Annotated in this window: 15 protein-coding genes; 12 read left to right on the top strand and 3 right to left on the bottom strand. The window is 37.0% G+C overall.

Annotated elements, in window-relative coordinates; genetic code table 11:
* Positions 1–59: 59 nt before the first annotated feature.
* From ACJROX_RS25690 to ACJROX_RS25680, 3 genes are read right to left on the bottom strand one after another with little or no spacing between them, the layout of a single operon-like run.
* On the bottom strand, positions 60–1,289 hold the full coding sequence (locus tag ACJROX_RS25690) for an NAD(P)/FAD-dependent oxidoreductase (protein ID WP_408008051.1): 1,230 nt from the start codon (positions 1,287–1,289) through the stop codon (positions 60–62).
* Positions 1,282–1,617, bottom strand: coding sequence for a (2Fe-2S)-binding protein (locus tag ACJROX_RS25685; RefSeq protein ID WP_408008050.1), 336 nt, complete (start codon positions 1,615–1,617; stop codon positions 1,282–1,284). The genes ACJROX_RS25690 and ACJROX_RS25685 overlap by 8 nt, the downstream gene beginning before the upstream one ends.
* The gene (locus tag ACJROX_RS25680; RefSeq protein ID WP_408008049.1) at positions 1,618–1,884 is read right to left on the bottom strand and encodes a (2Fe-2S)-binding protein; all 267 of its coding nucleotides are present in this window, start codon (positions 1,882–1,884) and stop codon (positions 1,618–1,620) included. It lies immediately after the preceding gene.
* A 260-nt stretch (positions 1,885–2,144) separates the two neighbouring features.
* Between ACJROX_RS25680 and ACJROX_RS25675 the strand changes: the two genes are divergently transcribed.
* From ACJROX_RS25675 to ACJROX_RS25620, 12 genes are all read left to right on the top strand, one after another.
* Positions 2,145–3,326, top strand: coding sequence for an NAD(P)/FAD-dependent oxidoreductase (locus ACJROX_RS25675; protein WP_408008048.1), 1,182 nt, complete (start codon positions 2,145–2,147; stop codon positions 3,324–3,326).
* Positions 3,323–4,345 (top strand): proline racemase family protein, encoded by a 1,023-nt coding sequence (locus tag ACJROX_RS25670; protein WP_408008047.1) that lies wholly within the window; start codon positions 3,323–3,325, stop codon positions 4,343–4,345. The genes ACJROX_RS25675 and ACJROX_RS25670 overlap by 4 nt, the downstream gene beginning before the upstream one ends.
* Before the next feature lie 98 nt (positions 4,346–4,443).
* Entirely contained in the window at positions 4,444–5,877 is a 1,434-nt protein-coding gene (gene nhaC, locus ACJROX_RS25665; RefSeq protein WP_408008046.1) for a Na+/H+ antiporter NhaC, read from the top strand.
* A 1,133-nt stretch (positions 5,878–7,010) separates the two neighbouring features.
* Positions 7,011–8,912, top strand: coding sequence for a 1,4-alpha-glucan branching protein GlgB (glgB, locus tag ACJROX_RS25660; RefSeq protein WP_408008045.1), 1,902 nt, complete (start codon positions 7,011–7,013; stop codon positions 8,910–8,912).
* A 27-nt stretch (positions 8,913–8,939) separates the two neighbouring features.
* Complete coding sequence (locus ACJROX_RS25655; protein WP_408008044.1) at positions 8,940–10,097, top strand: glucose-1-phosphate adenylyltransferase; 1,158 nt, start codon at positions 8,940–8,942, stop codon at positions 10,095–10,097.
* A 33-nt stretch (positions 10,098–10,130) separates the two neighbouring features.
* Complete coding sequence (gene glgD / locus ACJROX_RS25650) at positions 10,131–11,231, top strand: glucose-1-phosphate adenylyltransferase subunit GlgD (RefSeq protein ID WP_408008043.1); 1,101 nt, start codon at positions 10,131–10,133, stop codon at positions 11,229–11,231.
* Between the two features lie 18 nt (positions 11,232–11,249).
* Complete coding sequence (gene glgA / locus ACJROX_RS25645) at positions 11,250–12,689, top strand: glycogen synthase GlgA (protein ID WP_408008042.1); 1,440 nt, start codon at positions 11,250–11,252, stop codon at positions 12,687–12,689.
* 554 nt (positions 12,690–13,243) lie between these two features.
* Positions 13,244–13,876 (top strand): transposase, encoded by a 633-nt coding sequence (locus ACJROX_RS25640; RefSeq protein WP_408008041.1) that lies wholly within the window; start codon positions 13,244–13,246, stop codon positions 13,874–13,876.
* A 27-nt stretch (positions 13,877–13,903) separates the two neighbouring features.
* The gene (locus tag ACJROX_RS25635; RefSeq protein WP_408011776.1) at positions 13,904–14,302 is read left to right on the top strand and encodes a transposase; all 399 of its coding nucleotides are present in this window, start codon (positions 13,904–13,906) and stop codon (positions 14,300–14,302) included.
* 938 nt (positions 14,303–15,240) lie between these two features.
* Positions 15,241–15,384, top strand: coding sequence for an HAD hydrolase family protein (locus ACJROX_RS25630; protein ID WP_408011775.1), 144 nt, complete (start codon positions 15,241–15,243; stop codon positions 15,382–15,384).
* Between the two features lie 275 nt (positions 15,385–15,659).
* Positions 15,660–15,917 (top strand): HAD family hydrolase, encoded by a 258-nt coding sequence (locus ACJROX_RS25625; protein ID WP_408008040.1) that lies wholly within the window; start codon positions 15,660–15,662, stop codon positions 15,915–15,917.
* Positions 15,918–16,089: 172 nt separating this feature from the next.
* Complete coding sequence (locus ACJROX_RS25620) at positions 16,090–16,533, top strand: pyridoxamine 5'-phosphate oxidase family protein (RefSeq protein WP_408008039.1); 444 nt, start codon at positions 16,090–16,092, stop codon at positions 16,531–16,533.
* The last annotated feature ends 156 nt before the right edge of the window (positions 16,534–16,689 follow it).

Genomic DNA, 16,689 nt, shown 5'->3' with positions numbered 1-16,689 from the left:
TACTTTCCCATAAATAGGGGTTGGCCCATTATTTCCTTTTGGGCCAGCCCCTTTTAACTTCATACGGAAATTGTATTTTGTATTTTTTCCTGGTAGTAATGATTCCAAAGTCTTTCTATTTTTTTTCTTCCATTTTGGATATCCGGATGGAATTGGATAATCGATTTCTCCCTTACATATTGGACATGCTCAATTGCTTTTGTCAATTCTTCGAGTTTAATCTTCCCCGTGACTTTTTGAGAGATTGATAAACCTGCTACGACTCCCTGTGCGATTGCAATCTTGGCACTTTCAATACCCGTGATATTACCTGCAACATAAAGGCCTTCAACAGGAGTCTCCATTCTTTCGTTGTGCAAAGGAATATGACCACCCAACTCTGGAATGTAATGGAATGGACATCCTGAAATCGCTGCTAACTCCACAAGTGGATATAGTCCACCGGCAATACACACGAAATCAGCCTCAACTATTCGTTCGGTACCTGGTACAGGGTCGCCATTCACGTTCAATTTTACTACCTTTACACCTTCCACTTTTTTGTGACCAATAATTTCGACGACAGCCTGTTTCAATTGGATCGGAACACCCCATATTTTAAGGCCGCTGGATGGATAAAAGTTCAATCCGATTTTTCTTAAAGTTTTCATACGCATCAACTTGGCTCCGCATTTCATGATGAAACCCGGAGCCAAATGGGCGGCTTCTGACAAATCATCAATTACTTTAATCGGGTTGGAGGAATCTGCTGATAACTCATTATAAGGTGGAAGCAGGACTCTATCGACTTGGATGCCTGCCAAACGCAGTTCCCTCATGATTGCAAATGAGAGTATATTCATGCCCACAATAATCCCCTTTTCACCAACCTTTACGCGATGGACATTTGTCATCACCTGGGCTGCACCGATTGATATCACACCAGGAAGTGTCCAGCCAGGGAGGGGTAAAGGTGTTTCGGCTGCCCCTGTAGCCAAGAGTATATTAGCTGAACGGAACTTGCCTTTGTTTGTGAATACGTCCCAATTCCCTTTATTGTATTGTAAGTTGTGGACCGATACACCAAGTTTTACGTCGACACCCAGGTTATGTGCATTGGAAGCCAAAACCGAAGCTTCCTTCATACCATTCCACCATTCTCCATCTGGTTCTTCATGGAGCTGTCCCAACAGCCTCCCACCTGGTTTCATGAATTCATCAAGCACCAAAACTTGCAATCTATTACCAGCACACGTATTTGCCGCTGTCAATCCTGCAGGTCCTCCACCGATGATAATAACGTCAATCATGCCATAAACCTCCTTTTAAAGGAGTTGGATATTGAGTAAGGCTTTCAATCTTCATTCCATCTTCTACTAAAGTAAGGCACGCACGGACTGTTTCACAGTTCCTGACTTTGACACGACATTCGAAACAATGTCCGATATTGCAGTAGATTCCTCTCGGATTCCCACTTTCCTCATGGTGTCGAAGTGTACGGATGCCATTAACCAGTAAGGCGGAGGCGATCGTATCCCCTTCGATAGCCTTATGATTTTCACCATTGAATGAAAATGAAATCTCTTTATTGTCAGCCAAAGTGTCCAGGATCGGATGGTTTACAATTCTTTTATCCATTTATATATCACCCAGATTCTTGAATGTAATTGGTCGAATGGGCGGCTGATATTTTAAAGGTATGGAATCTGAAGGATTTTTCCCTTCTTTTTGACTCATCAAAAGATCAAGACTGGATCTGCAAGTCCTTCCTCCACAAACTCCCATTCCTGCACGTGTACGTAGCTTCAATTCGCGTGCAGAACACTGAAACGTATTGATCGTTCTAAGTAATTCTTCAAGGGTCACCTCTTCGCAACGACATACTAACGTTTGATTTTCTCTCATGTCAGTCCCTCCTTATCACTTTATATTCATGCAAGAATCAAGCCAAAAAAGTAGAAAGCCAAGATTCTCTTTTTAAGCACGTAAGGTATGGATCATTGCTATTTTCATAGCTTGATATCGAAAGTTGTGTCAAATTATTTTGACAAAATCTAATTTCTTTTACATGTTTTTTCTATCGAAAGCTGACGTGGCTTTATTTTAAACTTGGCACAAAAATTGCATTCTAAATAACTGACTATCAGAAAAAGGATCGATATGATATGCAAAACATGACAACAGAAGTAGCCGTTATAGGTGGCGGCATTATTGGTGCAGCTATTACCTACTACCTGACTCAATCAGAAATGGAAGTGATGGTTCTCGAAAAAGGAGAGCTGGTGAGTGGAACCTCGTCAAAATGCGATGGTAATATTTTAGCGATTGATAAGGATCCAGGCTTTGACAGTCAAATGTCTTTGGAAAGCCAAAAGTTGGTCAAGGAACTCAGTAAAAAGCTTGAGCTGCCGTTTGAGTACAGATCTCCAGGAAGCATTTTAGTTTGTGAAACGGAAGAGGAAATGGAAGCTGCAAGTAAGTGGGTCAAGCATCAAAGGGCTGCAGGCTTGTCTTTTCGAATGCTTGATCGCCAAGATATCCGCCAGGAATCCTCCTATTTCGCTGATGATCTCCCAGGTGGGCTTGAATGTGAAACAGACGCAACTGTCAACCCTTATATGCTTGCTTTTTCTCTCTTTCACGATGCCAAGAAAAAGGGGGCAAAGCTTTTCCCGAATACTGAAGTCAAAACGATTAAAAGACAGAATGATGGCACTTTCAAAATTGGAACAACAACAGGGACAGTTACAGCAAATAAAGTAATCAATGCAGCGGGGGTTTGGGCGGGCCATATCGGTCAAATGCTTGATATCCCTATTCCGATTGTCCCAAGAAAAGGGCATATCATTGTAGCTTCCCGCAGCTCTCCTGTCGGGATACGGAAAGTAATGGAGTTCGGCTATCTGATCTCTAAATTCGGAGGAGAGCGTCGTGTCGAAGAAGATATCGAAAAATATGGAGCTGCTCTCGTTTTCGAGCCAACAGAAAGCCAAAATTTTTTGATCGGAAGCAGTCGCGAGTTCGTTGGGTATGATACGTCAGTTGATTTTGAAGTTGCTCGATGTGTGGCAAAAAGGGCGATCCGATTCTATCCGAAAATGTCTGACATGATGGTGATACGAACTTATGCTGGGCTTCGGCCCTGGACAGAGGATCATTTGCCGATCGTCTCTCCTGTTGAAGAAGTTCCAGGCTTTTATATTGCTGCGGGTCATGAAGGAGATGGGATCAGTTTAGCTGCCATTACAGGAAAAGTCATTGCACAACTTGTCATGGGAGAAAAGACGACCATCCCCGTCGAACCGTTGAGCTATAACCGATTTAAAGGGAAGGTGGCAAAAAAATGAAGGCTGATAGACTGTTTACTACGATCGATACCCACACGGGCGGGAATCCTACACGGACTGTCATCAGTGGATTACCAAAGTTAGAAGGCCTGACAATGGCTGATAAAATGCTTCATATGAAACGTGATTACGATTGGATAAGGAAATTGCTGATGTTCGAGCCTCGAGGCCATGAGGTGATGTCAGGGGCATTGATGGTTGAACCCTGCCACCCTGATGCTGATATGGGTGTCATATATATCGAAACCGGAGGCTATTTACCCATGTGCGGCCACGACACCATTGGTTTTTGTACTGCTCTAGTTGAAACGGGAATGATCGAAGTGAAAGAACCAGAAACCGAACTTACTTTGGACACTCCTGCAGGTCTGGTTAAAGTAACCATTCAAGTGAACGATGGTCATGCGGAAGAAGTGATGTTTTGTAATGTGCCTTCCTTTTTACTGAAGAACGTTACTGTAGATGTTCCGACGATAGGAGAAGTGAATTGTGACATTGCTTATGGGGGGAACTTCTATGCAATCACAGATGCCGAGAAAATAGGTTTATCATTAGTTCCTTCCAATGCCAGTAACATCATTGATACTGCCGTTAAACTGCGGGATGTGATCAATGAAACGACTGAGGTTGTTCATCCTGAGTCAAGCTTCATAAAAGGATTGACGCACATCGAATTTTTTTCCGAACCTTCGAATCCTTCAGCAACCGTTAAGAACACAGTGATCGTACCACCTGGTGGAATTGATCGTTCCCCATGCGGAACCGGTACATCTGCGAAGCTGGCGACATTGTATGAACAGCAAAAAATTGAAATAGGTGAACCCTTCATTCATGAAAGTATAGTCGGAACCCTTTTCCGGGGAAGAATTCTCGAAAAGACAAAAGTCGGAAGCCTCCCTGCTGTGTTGACAGAGATCTCCGGGAGGGCATGGATCATGGGGAAACATACCTTTTTTTCGAACGTGGAAGATGAGCTTAATGAAGGATTTCTATTAATTCCTCCTATGGAGGATCATTAATAAATCAACAATGCAGAGGGGGAGGGAATTTTCGGTTAAACGGTATCTAAGCTGGTAAATGTTGTTGTAAGCGCTAACAATCATTGAAAGGGGATATTATGGAAAATAACAAGACAAGATTGCCAAATATGGGTGAGGTATTGTTTATATTAGTAGGTTTTGTGCTTATTATTTACCTGTTCATTTCTGTGTTTGAACTACCGATCCAACTTGCATTATTGACATCTTGGTTTTTGATCATGGTATTGGGCTTACGGTTGGGGCATCAATATGGTTCTATCCAGAAAGGAATGCTAACCGGGATCAGTAATGGATTAGAAGCAATAATCATCCTTACGACTGTTGGAGCCTTAATCGGTACATGGATTGCTGGAGGTATTGTCCCAAGTATCATTTATTATGGATTAAGTATTATCAATCCTTCAATATTCTTGTTTGCAACTGTTTTCATATGTGCAGTTACATCTTTAGCAACCGGTACTTCCTTTGGTACGGCGGGTACAGCAGGAATAGCGATGATGGGGATCGGCCATAGTTTCGGAATTCCTGCACCGCTGGTTGCTGGAGCGGTGATATGTGGCGCATATGTTGGTGATAAACTGTCTCCCTTATCAGATACAACAGTCATGACGGCTTCCTTGACTAAAGTGAATTTGTTTGATCACATTCGGTCGATGCTATATGTCAGTGTACCGGCGTTGGTGCTTTCTTCAATCTTGTTTTTGCTGGTAGGATTCTTTTATGTTGGCCAAAACGTTGATTTGACAAGAGCTGAAGAAGCGATGAACGCCCTTGAAGGGTATTTCAACATTGAATGGTACATGTTGATTCCAGCAATAATCGTTATCGGACTGCTTGCTTTTAAGAAGCCCTCTATACCTACAATCACATTCGGTGCTTTGCTTGGAGCGATTTGGGCTGCCCTCTTCCAGGATATGACTATTCTTGAGGGGCTCAAGACATCGTACTCTGGATTCCATATTGAGTCCGGTGTGGACTTTATGGATAACCTTTTGAATCGAGGCGGTATCGTATCGATGTTGGAAGTTATTCTTTTAATCATCCTCGCACTTGGATTGGGTGGATTGATGGAAGTGACAGGCATTTTACAGGTGATTTGCAATACATTGCTTAAATGGGCTGATAATGCTGGGAAAACGACTGTTTCGACGCTGATTGCAGGTTTTTTCGGAAATTTTTTCGGGGGTGCGGCTTACGTTTCTCTTATCACTGCAAGTAAAATTACTGAGGAAAACTATGATCGTTTACGTATCGATCGCCGGGTTCTTTCCCGAAACACGGAAGCAGGAGGTACCATTACAACCCCGATGGTTCCCTGGTCTGATGGCGGTGTTTATATGGCGACAGTTTTGGGCGTTACAACCCTTTCTTACTTACCGTTCCTATGGTACCATTTCTTAGTTCTTATCATTTCTGTCGTTTATGGCTTTAGTGGTAAGTTTGTATGGTATATAGATAGACCTGATAAAAATGTTGAACTCGATTCCTTTCCAAAAAGCAAGAGTTTGTAAATTGTTGGCTACCTTTTTCGAAAAGCTCTTCTTTCCGCATAAGGTACACATTGGTAACATACTTTGACAAGCTTTCCATGGTCATTGATATACTTCACAGATTTTCTTACTCTTTTTTTACAAAAGAAACATTTGCTTCCGAATAACGATGTTAACATCTTAATGCCTCCTTATGGTATTTAGTATATACATTGCCTTATGATTTTTCTATTTTATGGATTCACAAAAATACTCGTTACTAAAAATTTATAAAACATCCGGTCTTCAAGCCAATACACAAACATTTCCATCTTACTAGACGAGAGAAGGAGTTAGGAGTTTCCTCACATTAGGAAACTCCTGTTTAATAATTGATAGAATTATAGTATTACTTTATAACAACTCGAAAAAACAGTGGCAGTCTTAGATTGCCACTGTTTTTACTTATATTTGCAACCTTTTTTGTTCTTAAGTAATTCAAAAGAGAATATTGGTAATCAAATTTATTTACCTAAATACAATTAATATTAAATGCTATGGGACGTTTATTAAATTGCACAAAAATATTTTTATAAAAATAAATGGAAACAGGAGATTTTAATAGGGAGCTGTAATTAACTTTTATTCTTGTCCCGACATTATGACATAACAACTATTAAGCAAGGAAATATACAATATGCCCAAGGCTATTTAAATGTACTTAACAACATTGGGCAAATGGTTTTAATTATTAATTTTACATAAAGAATCAATAGTTTTAATGAAAAGAGTTACATTAGTAAACTATAATGAGCTAATTCCTCAGGTTTTTGCCCACATAAAGATTGTGGTCTAAAAATACGGTTATCTTGTGCCTGTTCCAGTACATGAGCGGTCCCAACCAACTACTCTACTTAAAGTGAATGCTAGTGTAATTAATTCTTTTGGTAAAGAAATCCCTAATACTGCGGCAGTAAAAATTCGGGTTTGGCGTTAATCCTCTACCCTAAGGAACATTTTTTATAATATTAAAAAACTGTTAAAAAATTGAAAGAATATTCCCAAAATTAAAAAAATAAAGGGGTTAGTTAAATTTTTGTCGAAGAAGTTTATAAAAAATATGTATCTCTTTGATATTCAAAAATATAAAAAATAGATAGAAGGGAGGACGTATAATGCAAGTATCGGTCCCTAGTGATCATGATGTTTATCTTTTTCATGAGGGAAACCTCTTTCACAGCTACAAAATGATGGGTGCCCATATAGTAGAAGAAGATGGGCAAAAAGGTGTGAGGTTTTCTGTTTGGGTATCACATGCAAAACGAGTTTCTGTAGTAGGAAATTTCAACCATTGGAATGGAAATAGCCATCTAATGAAACCGGTTGAACAGTCTGGTATTTGGACATTATTTATTCCAAATCTTCAAGACGGGGAAATTTATAAGTACGAAATTCATACACCACATGGAGAGATACTATTAAAAGCAGATCCATACGCTTTTTATTCTGAATTACGCCCAAACACAGCTTCCATTGTTTGCAGTTTAGAAGGTTATGAGTGGAATGATTCAAAGTGGTTTGCAAAAAAGAAAAAGAAAGATAGTTACCATCAGCCTATGCTCATATATGAGGTGCATTTAGGTTCTTGGAAAAAGAAACCCGACGGCGCATTTTATACATATCGTGAACTAGCTGATGAGCTTGTCGATTATGTGGGAGAATTAGGATACACACACATTGAGATATTACCAATTCTTGAACATCCTTTTGATCGTTCATGGGGATATCAAGTAACAGGTTTTTATTCTGTTACAAGTCGGTATGGGACACCACAAGATTTTATGTATTTCGTAGATAAATGTCATGAAAAAGAAATTGGTGTTATTTTAGATTGGGTACCGGCGCATTTTTGTAAAGATGCCCATGGATTAGGAAAGTTTAATGGTACACCGCTTTACGAGCCGACTGATGAACGAATAGCTGAACGATTAAACTGGGGCACATACAGCTTTGATTACAGTAAACCAGAAGTGGTAAGTTTTTTAATTTCAAATGCCCTCTTTTGGATGGATGTTTATCATATTGATGGTTTACGTGTTGATGCTGTGTCTTCAATGATTTATTTAAATCATGAAGCAAATAATCAATTTGTTGAAAAAAATCAGTTTGGCGGTTTTGAAAACCTAGAAGCAATTGAATTTATCAAAAATTTAAATAAAGCAGTTTTTTCTCAATATCCCGATACATTAATGATTGCTGAAGAATCAACAGCGCGACCAAATGTAAGTGCTCCCACTGATATTGGAGGGCTGGGATTTAATTACAAATGGAATATGGGTTGGATGAATGACATGCTTCGTTATATGGAAACAGATACGAGCCATCGTTCTTCTCATCATAACTTGGTAACTTTTTCATTTTTGTACGCTTTTTCTGAAAATTATATTTTGCCTTTTTCACATGATGAAGTTGTTCACAGCAAACGCTCTTTGTTAAATAAATTTCCTGGCGATTATTGGCAAAAGTTTGCTAATTTACGGGCGCTATACGGTTATATGATAGCACATCCCGGAAAAAAACTTCTTTTTATGGGTGGAGAGTTTGGTCAGTTTGATGAGTGGAAAGACCTTACTGAGTTAGATTGGATGCTGTTTGATTATGACATGCATAAGAAAATGTTCGATTATGTGAAAGAATTAAATCATTTTTATAAAGAAACAAGAAGTTTATGGCGGCTTGATCATGAACCGGAAGGGTTTGAATGGATTAATGCTGATGATCAGTCACAAAGCGTTCTGACCTTTATGAGAAAAGGAAAACGAAAAGGTGATTATTGTATTATTATTTGCAACTTCTCTCCAGATGTTTACTATGATTACCGCATTGGAGTTCCTTCACAAGGATTTTATAAAGAAGTATTTAATAGTGATGCTGAGAGATTTGGAGGATCTGGTCAACTAAACGAATATAAAATTAAAGTGGAAAAAGAGCCGTATAATAATCAACCTTACAGCGCTTCTATAAAAGTGCCTCCACTTGCTGTCACAATATTAAGAAAAGTTACGAGAACTTTCTAAGAAACGTATAAGAAAGGAGTCGACATCATGTTTAAAAAAGAAACGATTGCTATGCTGTTAGCTGGGGGACAAGGTACGAGGTTAAAAGGTTTAACCATAAAATTAGCGAAGCCAGCCGTTCCATTTGGAGGAAAGTACCGTATTATTGATTTTACATTAAGTAACTGCAGCAATTCAGGAATTGATACTGTTGGTGTTCTTACACAATATCAACCTTATATTTTAAATTCTTATATCGGTATCGGCAGTGCATGGGATTTAGACCGTAAGTATAGAGGTATTTCAGTATTACCACCCTATCAAGGGCAAAAAGGCGGCGAGTGGTATAAAGGGACAGCAAATGCGATTTATCAAAATGCCTATTATATCAATCAATATGATCCTGAATATGTTCTTGTTATTTCAGGCGACCATATTTATAAAATGGATTACTCTAAAATGATTGATTATCATAAAGAAAAAGGAGCCGACGCCACGATTGCGGTATTAGAGGTACCTTGGGAAGAAGCAAGTCGTTTTGGTTTAATGAATACAAATGATACGAATAAAATAGTAGATTTTGAAGAGAAACCAAAAAATCCTAAGTCAAATCTCGCATCAATGGGAGTTTATATTTTTAATTGGAAAGTGTTAAATCAATTTTTATTAGAAGATGAACAAAATGAGCTTTCTTCAAATGACTTTGGAAAAGATATTATTCCTGCGATGCTTAATAAAGACAAAGAGCTGTATGCTTATGAATTCCAAGGATATTGGAAAGATGTCGGCACGGTTAAAAGCTTATGGGAAGCACATATGGATCTTTTAAGTGATAATCCGGAGTTAGACATTAATGATCCAACTTGGAAGATTTACTCTGTAAATCCAAATCAACCACCTCAATATATTGCATCAAAGGCAAGTGTTAAACGTTCTCTTGTTAATGAAGGGTGTCTTGTTTACGGAAATGTAGAAAATTCAGTCCTTTTTTATGGGGTATATGTAGGATTAGGTTCAACAATTAAAGAATCTATTATTATGCCGGACGTTAAAATTGGAGCCAATGTAACGATTAAGAATTCTATTATCGCAAGCGGCACAGTAATTAAAGACGGGGCAGTAATAGGAGATGACTCTGGTGAAATTACATTAATTGTTGAAGATCTTGGTGCACCAGATTCAAACATAAATAAACAGTTAACTTAGAGAATATTTACAGAATGGGAAGGAGATTGTTTGATGGAGCAGATAATGGGAGTTATTAATTTAGGAAATGAGAAAGATTTACTGGAAGACTTAACAAAGCACCGATGTCAGGCTTCTGTACCATTTGGCGGCCGTTATCGATTAGTTGATTTTATCCTATCAAACTTTGTGAAATCAGGAGTGCATAATGTTGGAGTGTTTGCTAGAAAAAAATATCGTGCACTTCTTGACCATTTAGGATCAGGAAAAGAGTGGGATTTAGATCGCCAAAAAAATGGATTGTTTATTCTGCCGCCTCATGATTCAAATGAGTCTTATAAAGGAGATATTCAGCATTTTCATGAACATCTTCCATATTTTGAGCGTAGTAAAGAAGAATATATTCTTGTCACACAAGGAAGTATTGTGTGGAATATTGATTTTAGACATGTATTGGAAGAACATAAAAATCAAGGTGCAGATATCACTTTAATATATAAAGATTATTCTCAAGAAGAGAAAGCTGTTTATCATACGCTTGATGTTGATGAAAATGAACGTGTTCAAGCTGTCCATCTTGAGAAAACAGTCAATCAAGGGGACAATGTGTTTCTTAATACGTATTTAATGAAGAAATCGCTGTTTATTGATTTAATGAAAGAAACATACGAACTAGGAAAATATGATTTTGTTACAGATGTGATTAGAGCTAATTTAAATCGTTATCATGTCCAAGGATTTCATTTTAAAGGCTATATGCCGTTTATTCATTCCATTGAAAGCTTCTATAATCATAGTATGAATTTATTAGACGCGAATGTCCTACAACAGTTGTTTTATGATCACGGTTTTATTTATACAAAAGTAAAACATGGACCACCAGCTAAATACTTACAAGGTTCACATGTAGTAAACTCCCTTATTGCAAATGGTTGTACGATTGAAGGAAAAGTTGAAAACAGTATTTTATTCAGAGGTGTTAAAGTACACAAAGGGGCCGTTATACGAAACAGCATTATTATGCAAAAAGGAGAAATTGGTGAAGAAGCCTTTTTAGAAAACGTTATTCTTGATAAAGATGTAAAAGTATCAAAGGACCGTATTTTAAAAGGGGAAGAAATACCAACTGTTTTTGCAAAATCAAGTCATCTTTAGATTAGAGGAGTGTTTGAAATGAATGTATTATTTGCAGCATCTGAAGCAGTTCCATTTCTAAAAACGGGAGGTCTTGCGGATGTCATTGGTGCATTACCAAAAGAGTTAAAAAAACAAGGCGTAAATGCACAAGTTATCTTACCGAATTACGGGAATATTCCAAAACAATTTAAAGAAAAAATGGTTCATAAAACGAGTATTACTGTTCCAGTTGGTTGGCGAAACCAGTTTTGCGGGATCGAGTGTTTAGAGCATGATGGCATTATATTTTATTTTATTGATAACGAGTATTACTTTAAACGCGATGATGGTGTCTACGGATTTTATGATGATGGAGAGCGTTATGCCTATTTTTGTCGAGCTGTTCTGGAGGCATTACCACATTTAAATGAAAAGCCAGATATTATTCATTGCCATGAATGGCAAACCGGAATGATTAGTGTGTTAATGAAAGCCCATTACCGAAACCGTCCCTATTATCAAGGGATTAAAACGATGTTTACGATACATAATTTGCGGTATCAAGGGGTTTTTCCAAAGGGGATTCTTCATGATTTGTTAGATTTAAGCGAGCTTTACTATCATGCTAATGGTTTAGAATTTTATGGAAATGTAAGCTTTATGAAGGCTGGGATAGTATATTCAGAAATCGTTACTACGGTTAGTCCGACGTATGCACAAGAAATTCAAACGCCTTATTATGGTGAAAAGCTTGATGGTGTATTACGAAAACGAGGTCACGAACTACATGGGATTGTAAATGGAGTCGATTATGATCTTTATAATCCGGAGACAGATCCAAATTTATATTCAAACTATACAAAGTACTCGTCCGAAGAAAAACGAGTTAATAAACTTGCGCTGCAAGAAAGCATTGGTCTTCCTGTAGATGAGATGAAACCATTGCTTGCTGTAATTACACGATTAACTGATCAAAAAGGAATTGATTTAATTCTCCATGTTCTTCATGACATCTTAAATATAGACTTACAATTAATCGTGCTTGGTACTGGGGATAGAGAGTATGAAAACAGCTTAAAAGAAGCTGAATGGCAGTGTCCTGATAAATGCTCAGCTCAAATTTATTTTGATGAAGGCTTAGCGCGTCAAATTTATGCAGCATCTGATTTGTTTTTAATGCCATCCCAATTTGAACCCTGTGGTATTAGTCAACTATTGGCACTTCGTTATGGAAGTGTGCCAATCATTCGAGAAACTGGCGGGTTAAAAGATACTGTACAGCCATATAACAAATATACAAATGAGGGTGTTGGCTTTAGTTTTACAAATTATAATGCACATGACATGCTTTATACGATTGAGCAGGCGGTCGAACTTTATTATCAAGATAAAGTTGCTTGGTCAGATCTTGTTTGTAAAGCGATGAGTAAAGATTTTAGTTGGAATGCCTCATCTGAGCAGTACAAGGAGATTTATAGAAGCTTAATTAAGGAATAAAAAAGGGGCTGTACCATAAGTCTAACACCCTAACCATGTAATTATAAAGGCATAAAAAATTTAATACGCCTAAACCCCTATTTTTAGTATTGATAAAGATACAACCTTTATTACAATTTCCCACGATGTATATGGAATGTATTTATTTTCAAATGAAGAGAAATTTTCAAAAGTCTCAAATTTATGCTCATTGATCTTGAAGAAATTCAACTGAATTTTCCCTGACGAACCAAAAAACAGAAATTATATTAATATTTCAGAAGGAGAAAATGGAAACTTCCCGTCTAATCCTCCTCCCCTTCTTTTTTGCCATCAGAGCATACATTTTCTTGGAAAGAACCGGAACATAGAGATACAAAAACAGTGAACGGCAAAAGCAAAAAAGCAAAATAAAAGCGACCCATAAACCACTGTTTCCAAAAAAATGACTTAACGGGTAAAGGCTTATCGCATATACGATGGCCGCTAGCAACATTGAATTACGTACATACGAGACTTCTGTTGCACCGGTAAATATCCCATAGCCAACGACACCTGCAAAAGGAGAAAGCCAAGTGGGCTTACGTGAGTTTCACCAATTTTATCAAGAGGTCGAAGAGGTTTCTGGTCAACCTCCAGTAGTGATATTTGAATCAACGGGTCACTATCATGAGCCTGTTCTTCAATTTTTAGAACGCCATAAGATCACCTATTTCTTAATCAATCCAGTGCTTTCCTATGAATCTAGAAAAAGCAGCTTAAGAAAAGTAAAAACCGATGCCATCGATGCTTTTCATTTGGGAGAGTTATACTACAAAAACGAAGATCTTGAATCCTTTCAGAAGAAGAGCATACGAACGATGAATTTACGCCATTTAACAAGACAACACGAATCTTTGACAGGGATGTTTCAAACAATACTGGACCAAGTCTTCCCTGAATACAAGAAGGTATTCGGAGCCTTGTATTCGCCGACTTCCTTATCAACCTTACGTCACTACCAAACACCACAAGGTGTCAAGAAGGAAACGGTTGATCAAATTGCCGAAGTCATTCTTAGACAAGGGGCTAAACGTTCTTTTATGTGGGCTATAGAAAAAGCTCAGAAACTAAAAGATGCAGCCGAGCAAGATCCATTTAAACATAATGCCTATCGCAGTAATATAGTGTGTTTAAAACTCAATATTCAATTGCTTCTTCAATACTAAGAGCATCTATCCCAAGTAAAAAAAGAGATAGATGCCCTGGCAGAAGAATTTGAGGAATATACTATTATCCGATCGATCCCAGGTATTGGAGGCAAGATTGCAGCAACAATCATCGCCGAGATCGGGGAAATCGATCAGTTTAGTCACCCAAGAAAGCTTGTAGCTTATGCCGGAATTGATCCAAGTATCTTTGAATCAGGCAAGTTTAAAGCAACGATCAACAAAATTACCAAGAGAGGATCATCTCGTCTCCGACATGTGCTCTATACAGCAGTACAATGTGGGATAACCAACAACCGTAATCCAAAACTAAGGGCATTTTATGACAAAAAACGTGAAGAAGGGAAACCACATAAAGTGGCCATAATTGCTTGTGCAAATAAACTCCTTCTTTTAAAATATAGACACCATCCAATAAGATACTAATATAGAAATAACTTCAAGTTACTGTGTTTGAAGTTTATTCAGTATGTTCATTTTTATTGTAACATGATTTTTTTAACCTTTTTAGCCCTAGCTATTGACCTTCTATTAGCTGGTATTGTGAAATATTATAACAATAAATGAACCCCAGAATATATAGGTTTTCATGTATAACCTTGTACTGGGGTTACTTTTTTTCCGCCAATTTAGTAAAGGGGATGAGATGGATGTTTAGTTTTTAAAAAAAGAGTGTAAAGGAATCTTTACACCTAAGAAAATACATGACTATTTTTGCTTGAAATAATCCAAAAAAGCATGGAAGATTTCAATTCCCTGGTAGGATAAAAGTGTAATAGCAGTTAGTGAAAACATACCCATTATAATAAATCGTACCCAAATCATGTTTCATTTCCTCCTTTGAAATTAAGGTTATATTTATTCAAAAGAGTTGATCACGTAATTGGATTGATAAAAAATGGTGGTAATCAGCATAAGTCTTCTAGTAAATATAGAAATCAGATTATAGGAACTAGTAATAATTAGGATTATCAAGACTAAAAAAGTTACCGTGTTAAAATTAATAATCTTTTGTTTTCCATTATGATCAATCGGGTAGGAACCATCTGAATTTTGATCATCAACAAAATTGATTTCTTGAACATCAATAGCTTGTGGGTAATCGTAAACAAAATAACAAGAAAAACTGTAGATTATCACTATAATTGTGAGGGCTAAATATCTATTCAAAACTTCACGCCCCTTTAAAAGTCTTGTTACAATTATATACTCTTTTTAAAGAGATTAATATATTTAAATATGTATAATTCATTAAGGAATTAGGAATTAAAAATCAAGTTTCGTATGTTCGATACCTTAGAAAATAATATCCTAATATTGATGGTACCTTATTAAATGATGATGGATAATTAACGGAAAAAACGATTAAATCCTTCAAAAAAGCACATAACTCTGGAATTCTAGTAGTTCTTTTACCAGGAAGGAGTTTTTATCAAACACGTCCTATTTTAGATGAATTAGGGATTGAAAGGATACTTGTTTCTCATAATGGTGCGACTACTCTATAGAGAAATAGCAAAGAAGTAATACATGAGTTTTCCTATCCTATTCATGAAGTTGGAGATATTATAAGGTATTACAGAAAACATGACATTCATTTTTCTGTTTGTACGGCTTTTGATTTTTATGTTGAAAAAATAGATGATCACCAAAGGGAATTATACAAAAGGTGGTTCCGACAATATATAGTGATGTATTAAGGATTACTAATAAAGTTATGAAGTTTACTGTGGATGACCAACAAAGAGTTGACGGATGGAGAAAGACATTAAATTAGTAAAATTTGCGTAAAACAAGTGATGGATTCTTTAAAGACATCATTCATCCTCAAGCGCATAAAGCAAGCGCTTTAGAGCATGTAATAAATAAACTAAACATTGATCAATCTGACATGATAGCGATTGGTGATTTTTACAATGATTTAGAAATGATACAATTTACAGGTTTAGGAATTGCAGAAGATCTTAAATCAAAAGCTGATGAAGTTACTTCTCAAATAATGAAGTTGGGGTCCATCACCAGCGTGCTTTTTCATATTTAATGGAATAAAGGATTGTTAAATGCCGAGTTTTGAAATAAATCGGTCAGGTTGTGGAAGACTCGAATTCGAGATAATAGTGAATGAAGATTGAGTTAATCGCTTTAATTTGAAATTGTTTTACTTCAGTAAATGAGTATTGTGAGTTTACTATAACTGAAAGGATGTATTAGATTTGGAAATTATCACAGGTAATAAAAGCTTTGATCTAGATGAATTTCTTAAAAAACCGTTATTTGCTCACCTTTCTACATTATCTAAGGAAGGACCGAGAGAGTCACCTGTTTGGTTTTACTGGGAAAATGAACATATTTATATCATTGGAACCCCTTCTTCGGACAGTTTCCCAGGGAGAATTAAAGAAAACCCAAAGTGTGCTATTGGTATTGTAGATCTCGATCATACAACAGGAAAAGTATTGCATGCAGGATTTAGAGGTCATGCTACGGTTGAGTCTTTTAATAAAAAGATTGCAACACGATTACTCGAGCGTTATCTGGGACCAGAAGAAGAAAAGTGGGATCCAAGATTCCAGGGGTTAGGTAATAGCAATATTTTAATAAAATTTGTCCCAGAAACAGTTGTAGTAAGAGACCAATCTTTTATACCGAGCATTTAAGCTTGTTTTTAACAAGTTATAGATTTTGTAGGTACTTGAAGAGAATTGAAATTCTATTTATCTTGAAATCAAGTTTTCTGCAATAGGGGCTTTTCTGCAATAAAGGTAATGCTGATCGGTCTAAATACATCTTCAGCAATCGGGAGCGTTTCTGAA

Origin of the sequence: Pseudalkalibacillus sp. A8 (assembly GCF_045920555.1) — a bacterium.
Lineage (GTDB): Bacteria > Bacillota > Bacilli > Bacillales > Fictibacillaceae > Pseudalkalibacillus.
The sequence above is the reverse complement of the archived record's forward strand: the minus strand, read 5'-3'. Positions and strand labels throughout refer to the sequence as shown.

What these genes read in the sequence shown, in the direction of transcription:
- glgB (WP_408008045.1), top strand. Translation starts at nt 7,011, where the DNA reads ATGCAAGTATCGGTCCCTAGTGATCATGATGTTTATCTTTTTCATGAG.
- ACJROX_RS25680 (WP_408008049.1), bottom strand. Translation starts at nt 1,884, where the DNA reads ATGAGAGAAAATCAAACGTTAGTATGTCGTTGCGAAGAGGTGACCCTT.
- ACJROX_RS25655 (WP_408008044.1), top strand. Translation starts at nt 8,940, where the DNA reads ATGTTTAAAAAAGAAACGATTGCTATGCTGTTAGCTGGGGGACAAGGT.
- ACJROX_RS25675 (WP_408008048.1), top strand. Translation starts at nt 2,145, where the DNA reads ATGCAAAACATGACAACAGAAGTAGCCGTTATAGGTGGCGGCATTATT.
- nhaC (WP_408008046.1), top strand. Translation starts at nt 4,444, where the DNA reads ATGGAAAATAACAAGACAAGATTGCCAAATATGGGTGAGGTATTGTTT.
- ACJROX_RS25690 (WP_408008051.1), bottom strand. Translation starts at nt 1,289, where the DNA reads ATGATTGACGTTATTATCATCGGTGGAGGACCTGCAGGATTGACAGCG.
- glgA (WP_408008042.1), top strand. Translation starts at nt 11,250, where the DNA reads ATGAATGTATTATTTGCAGCATCTGAAGCAGTTCCATTTCTAAAAACG.
- glgD (WP_408008043.1), top strand. Translation starts at nt 10,131, where the DNA reads ATGGAGCAGATAATGGGAGTTATTAATTTAGGAAATGAGAAAGATTTA.
- ACJROX_RS25685 (WP_408008050.1), bottom strand. Translation starts at nt 1,617, where the DNA reads ATGGATAAAAGAATTGTAAACCATCCGATCCTGGACACTTTGGCTGAC.
- ACJROX_RS25670 (WP_408008047.1), top strand. Translation starts at nt 3,323, where the DNA reads ATGAAGGCTGATAGACTGTTTACTACGATCGATACCCACACGGGCGGG.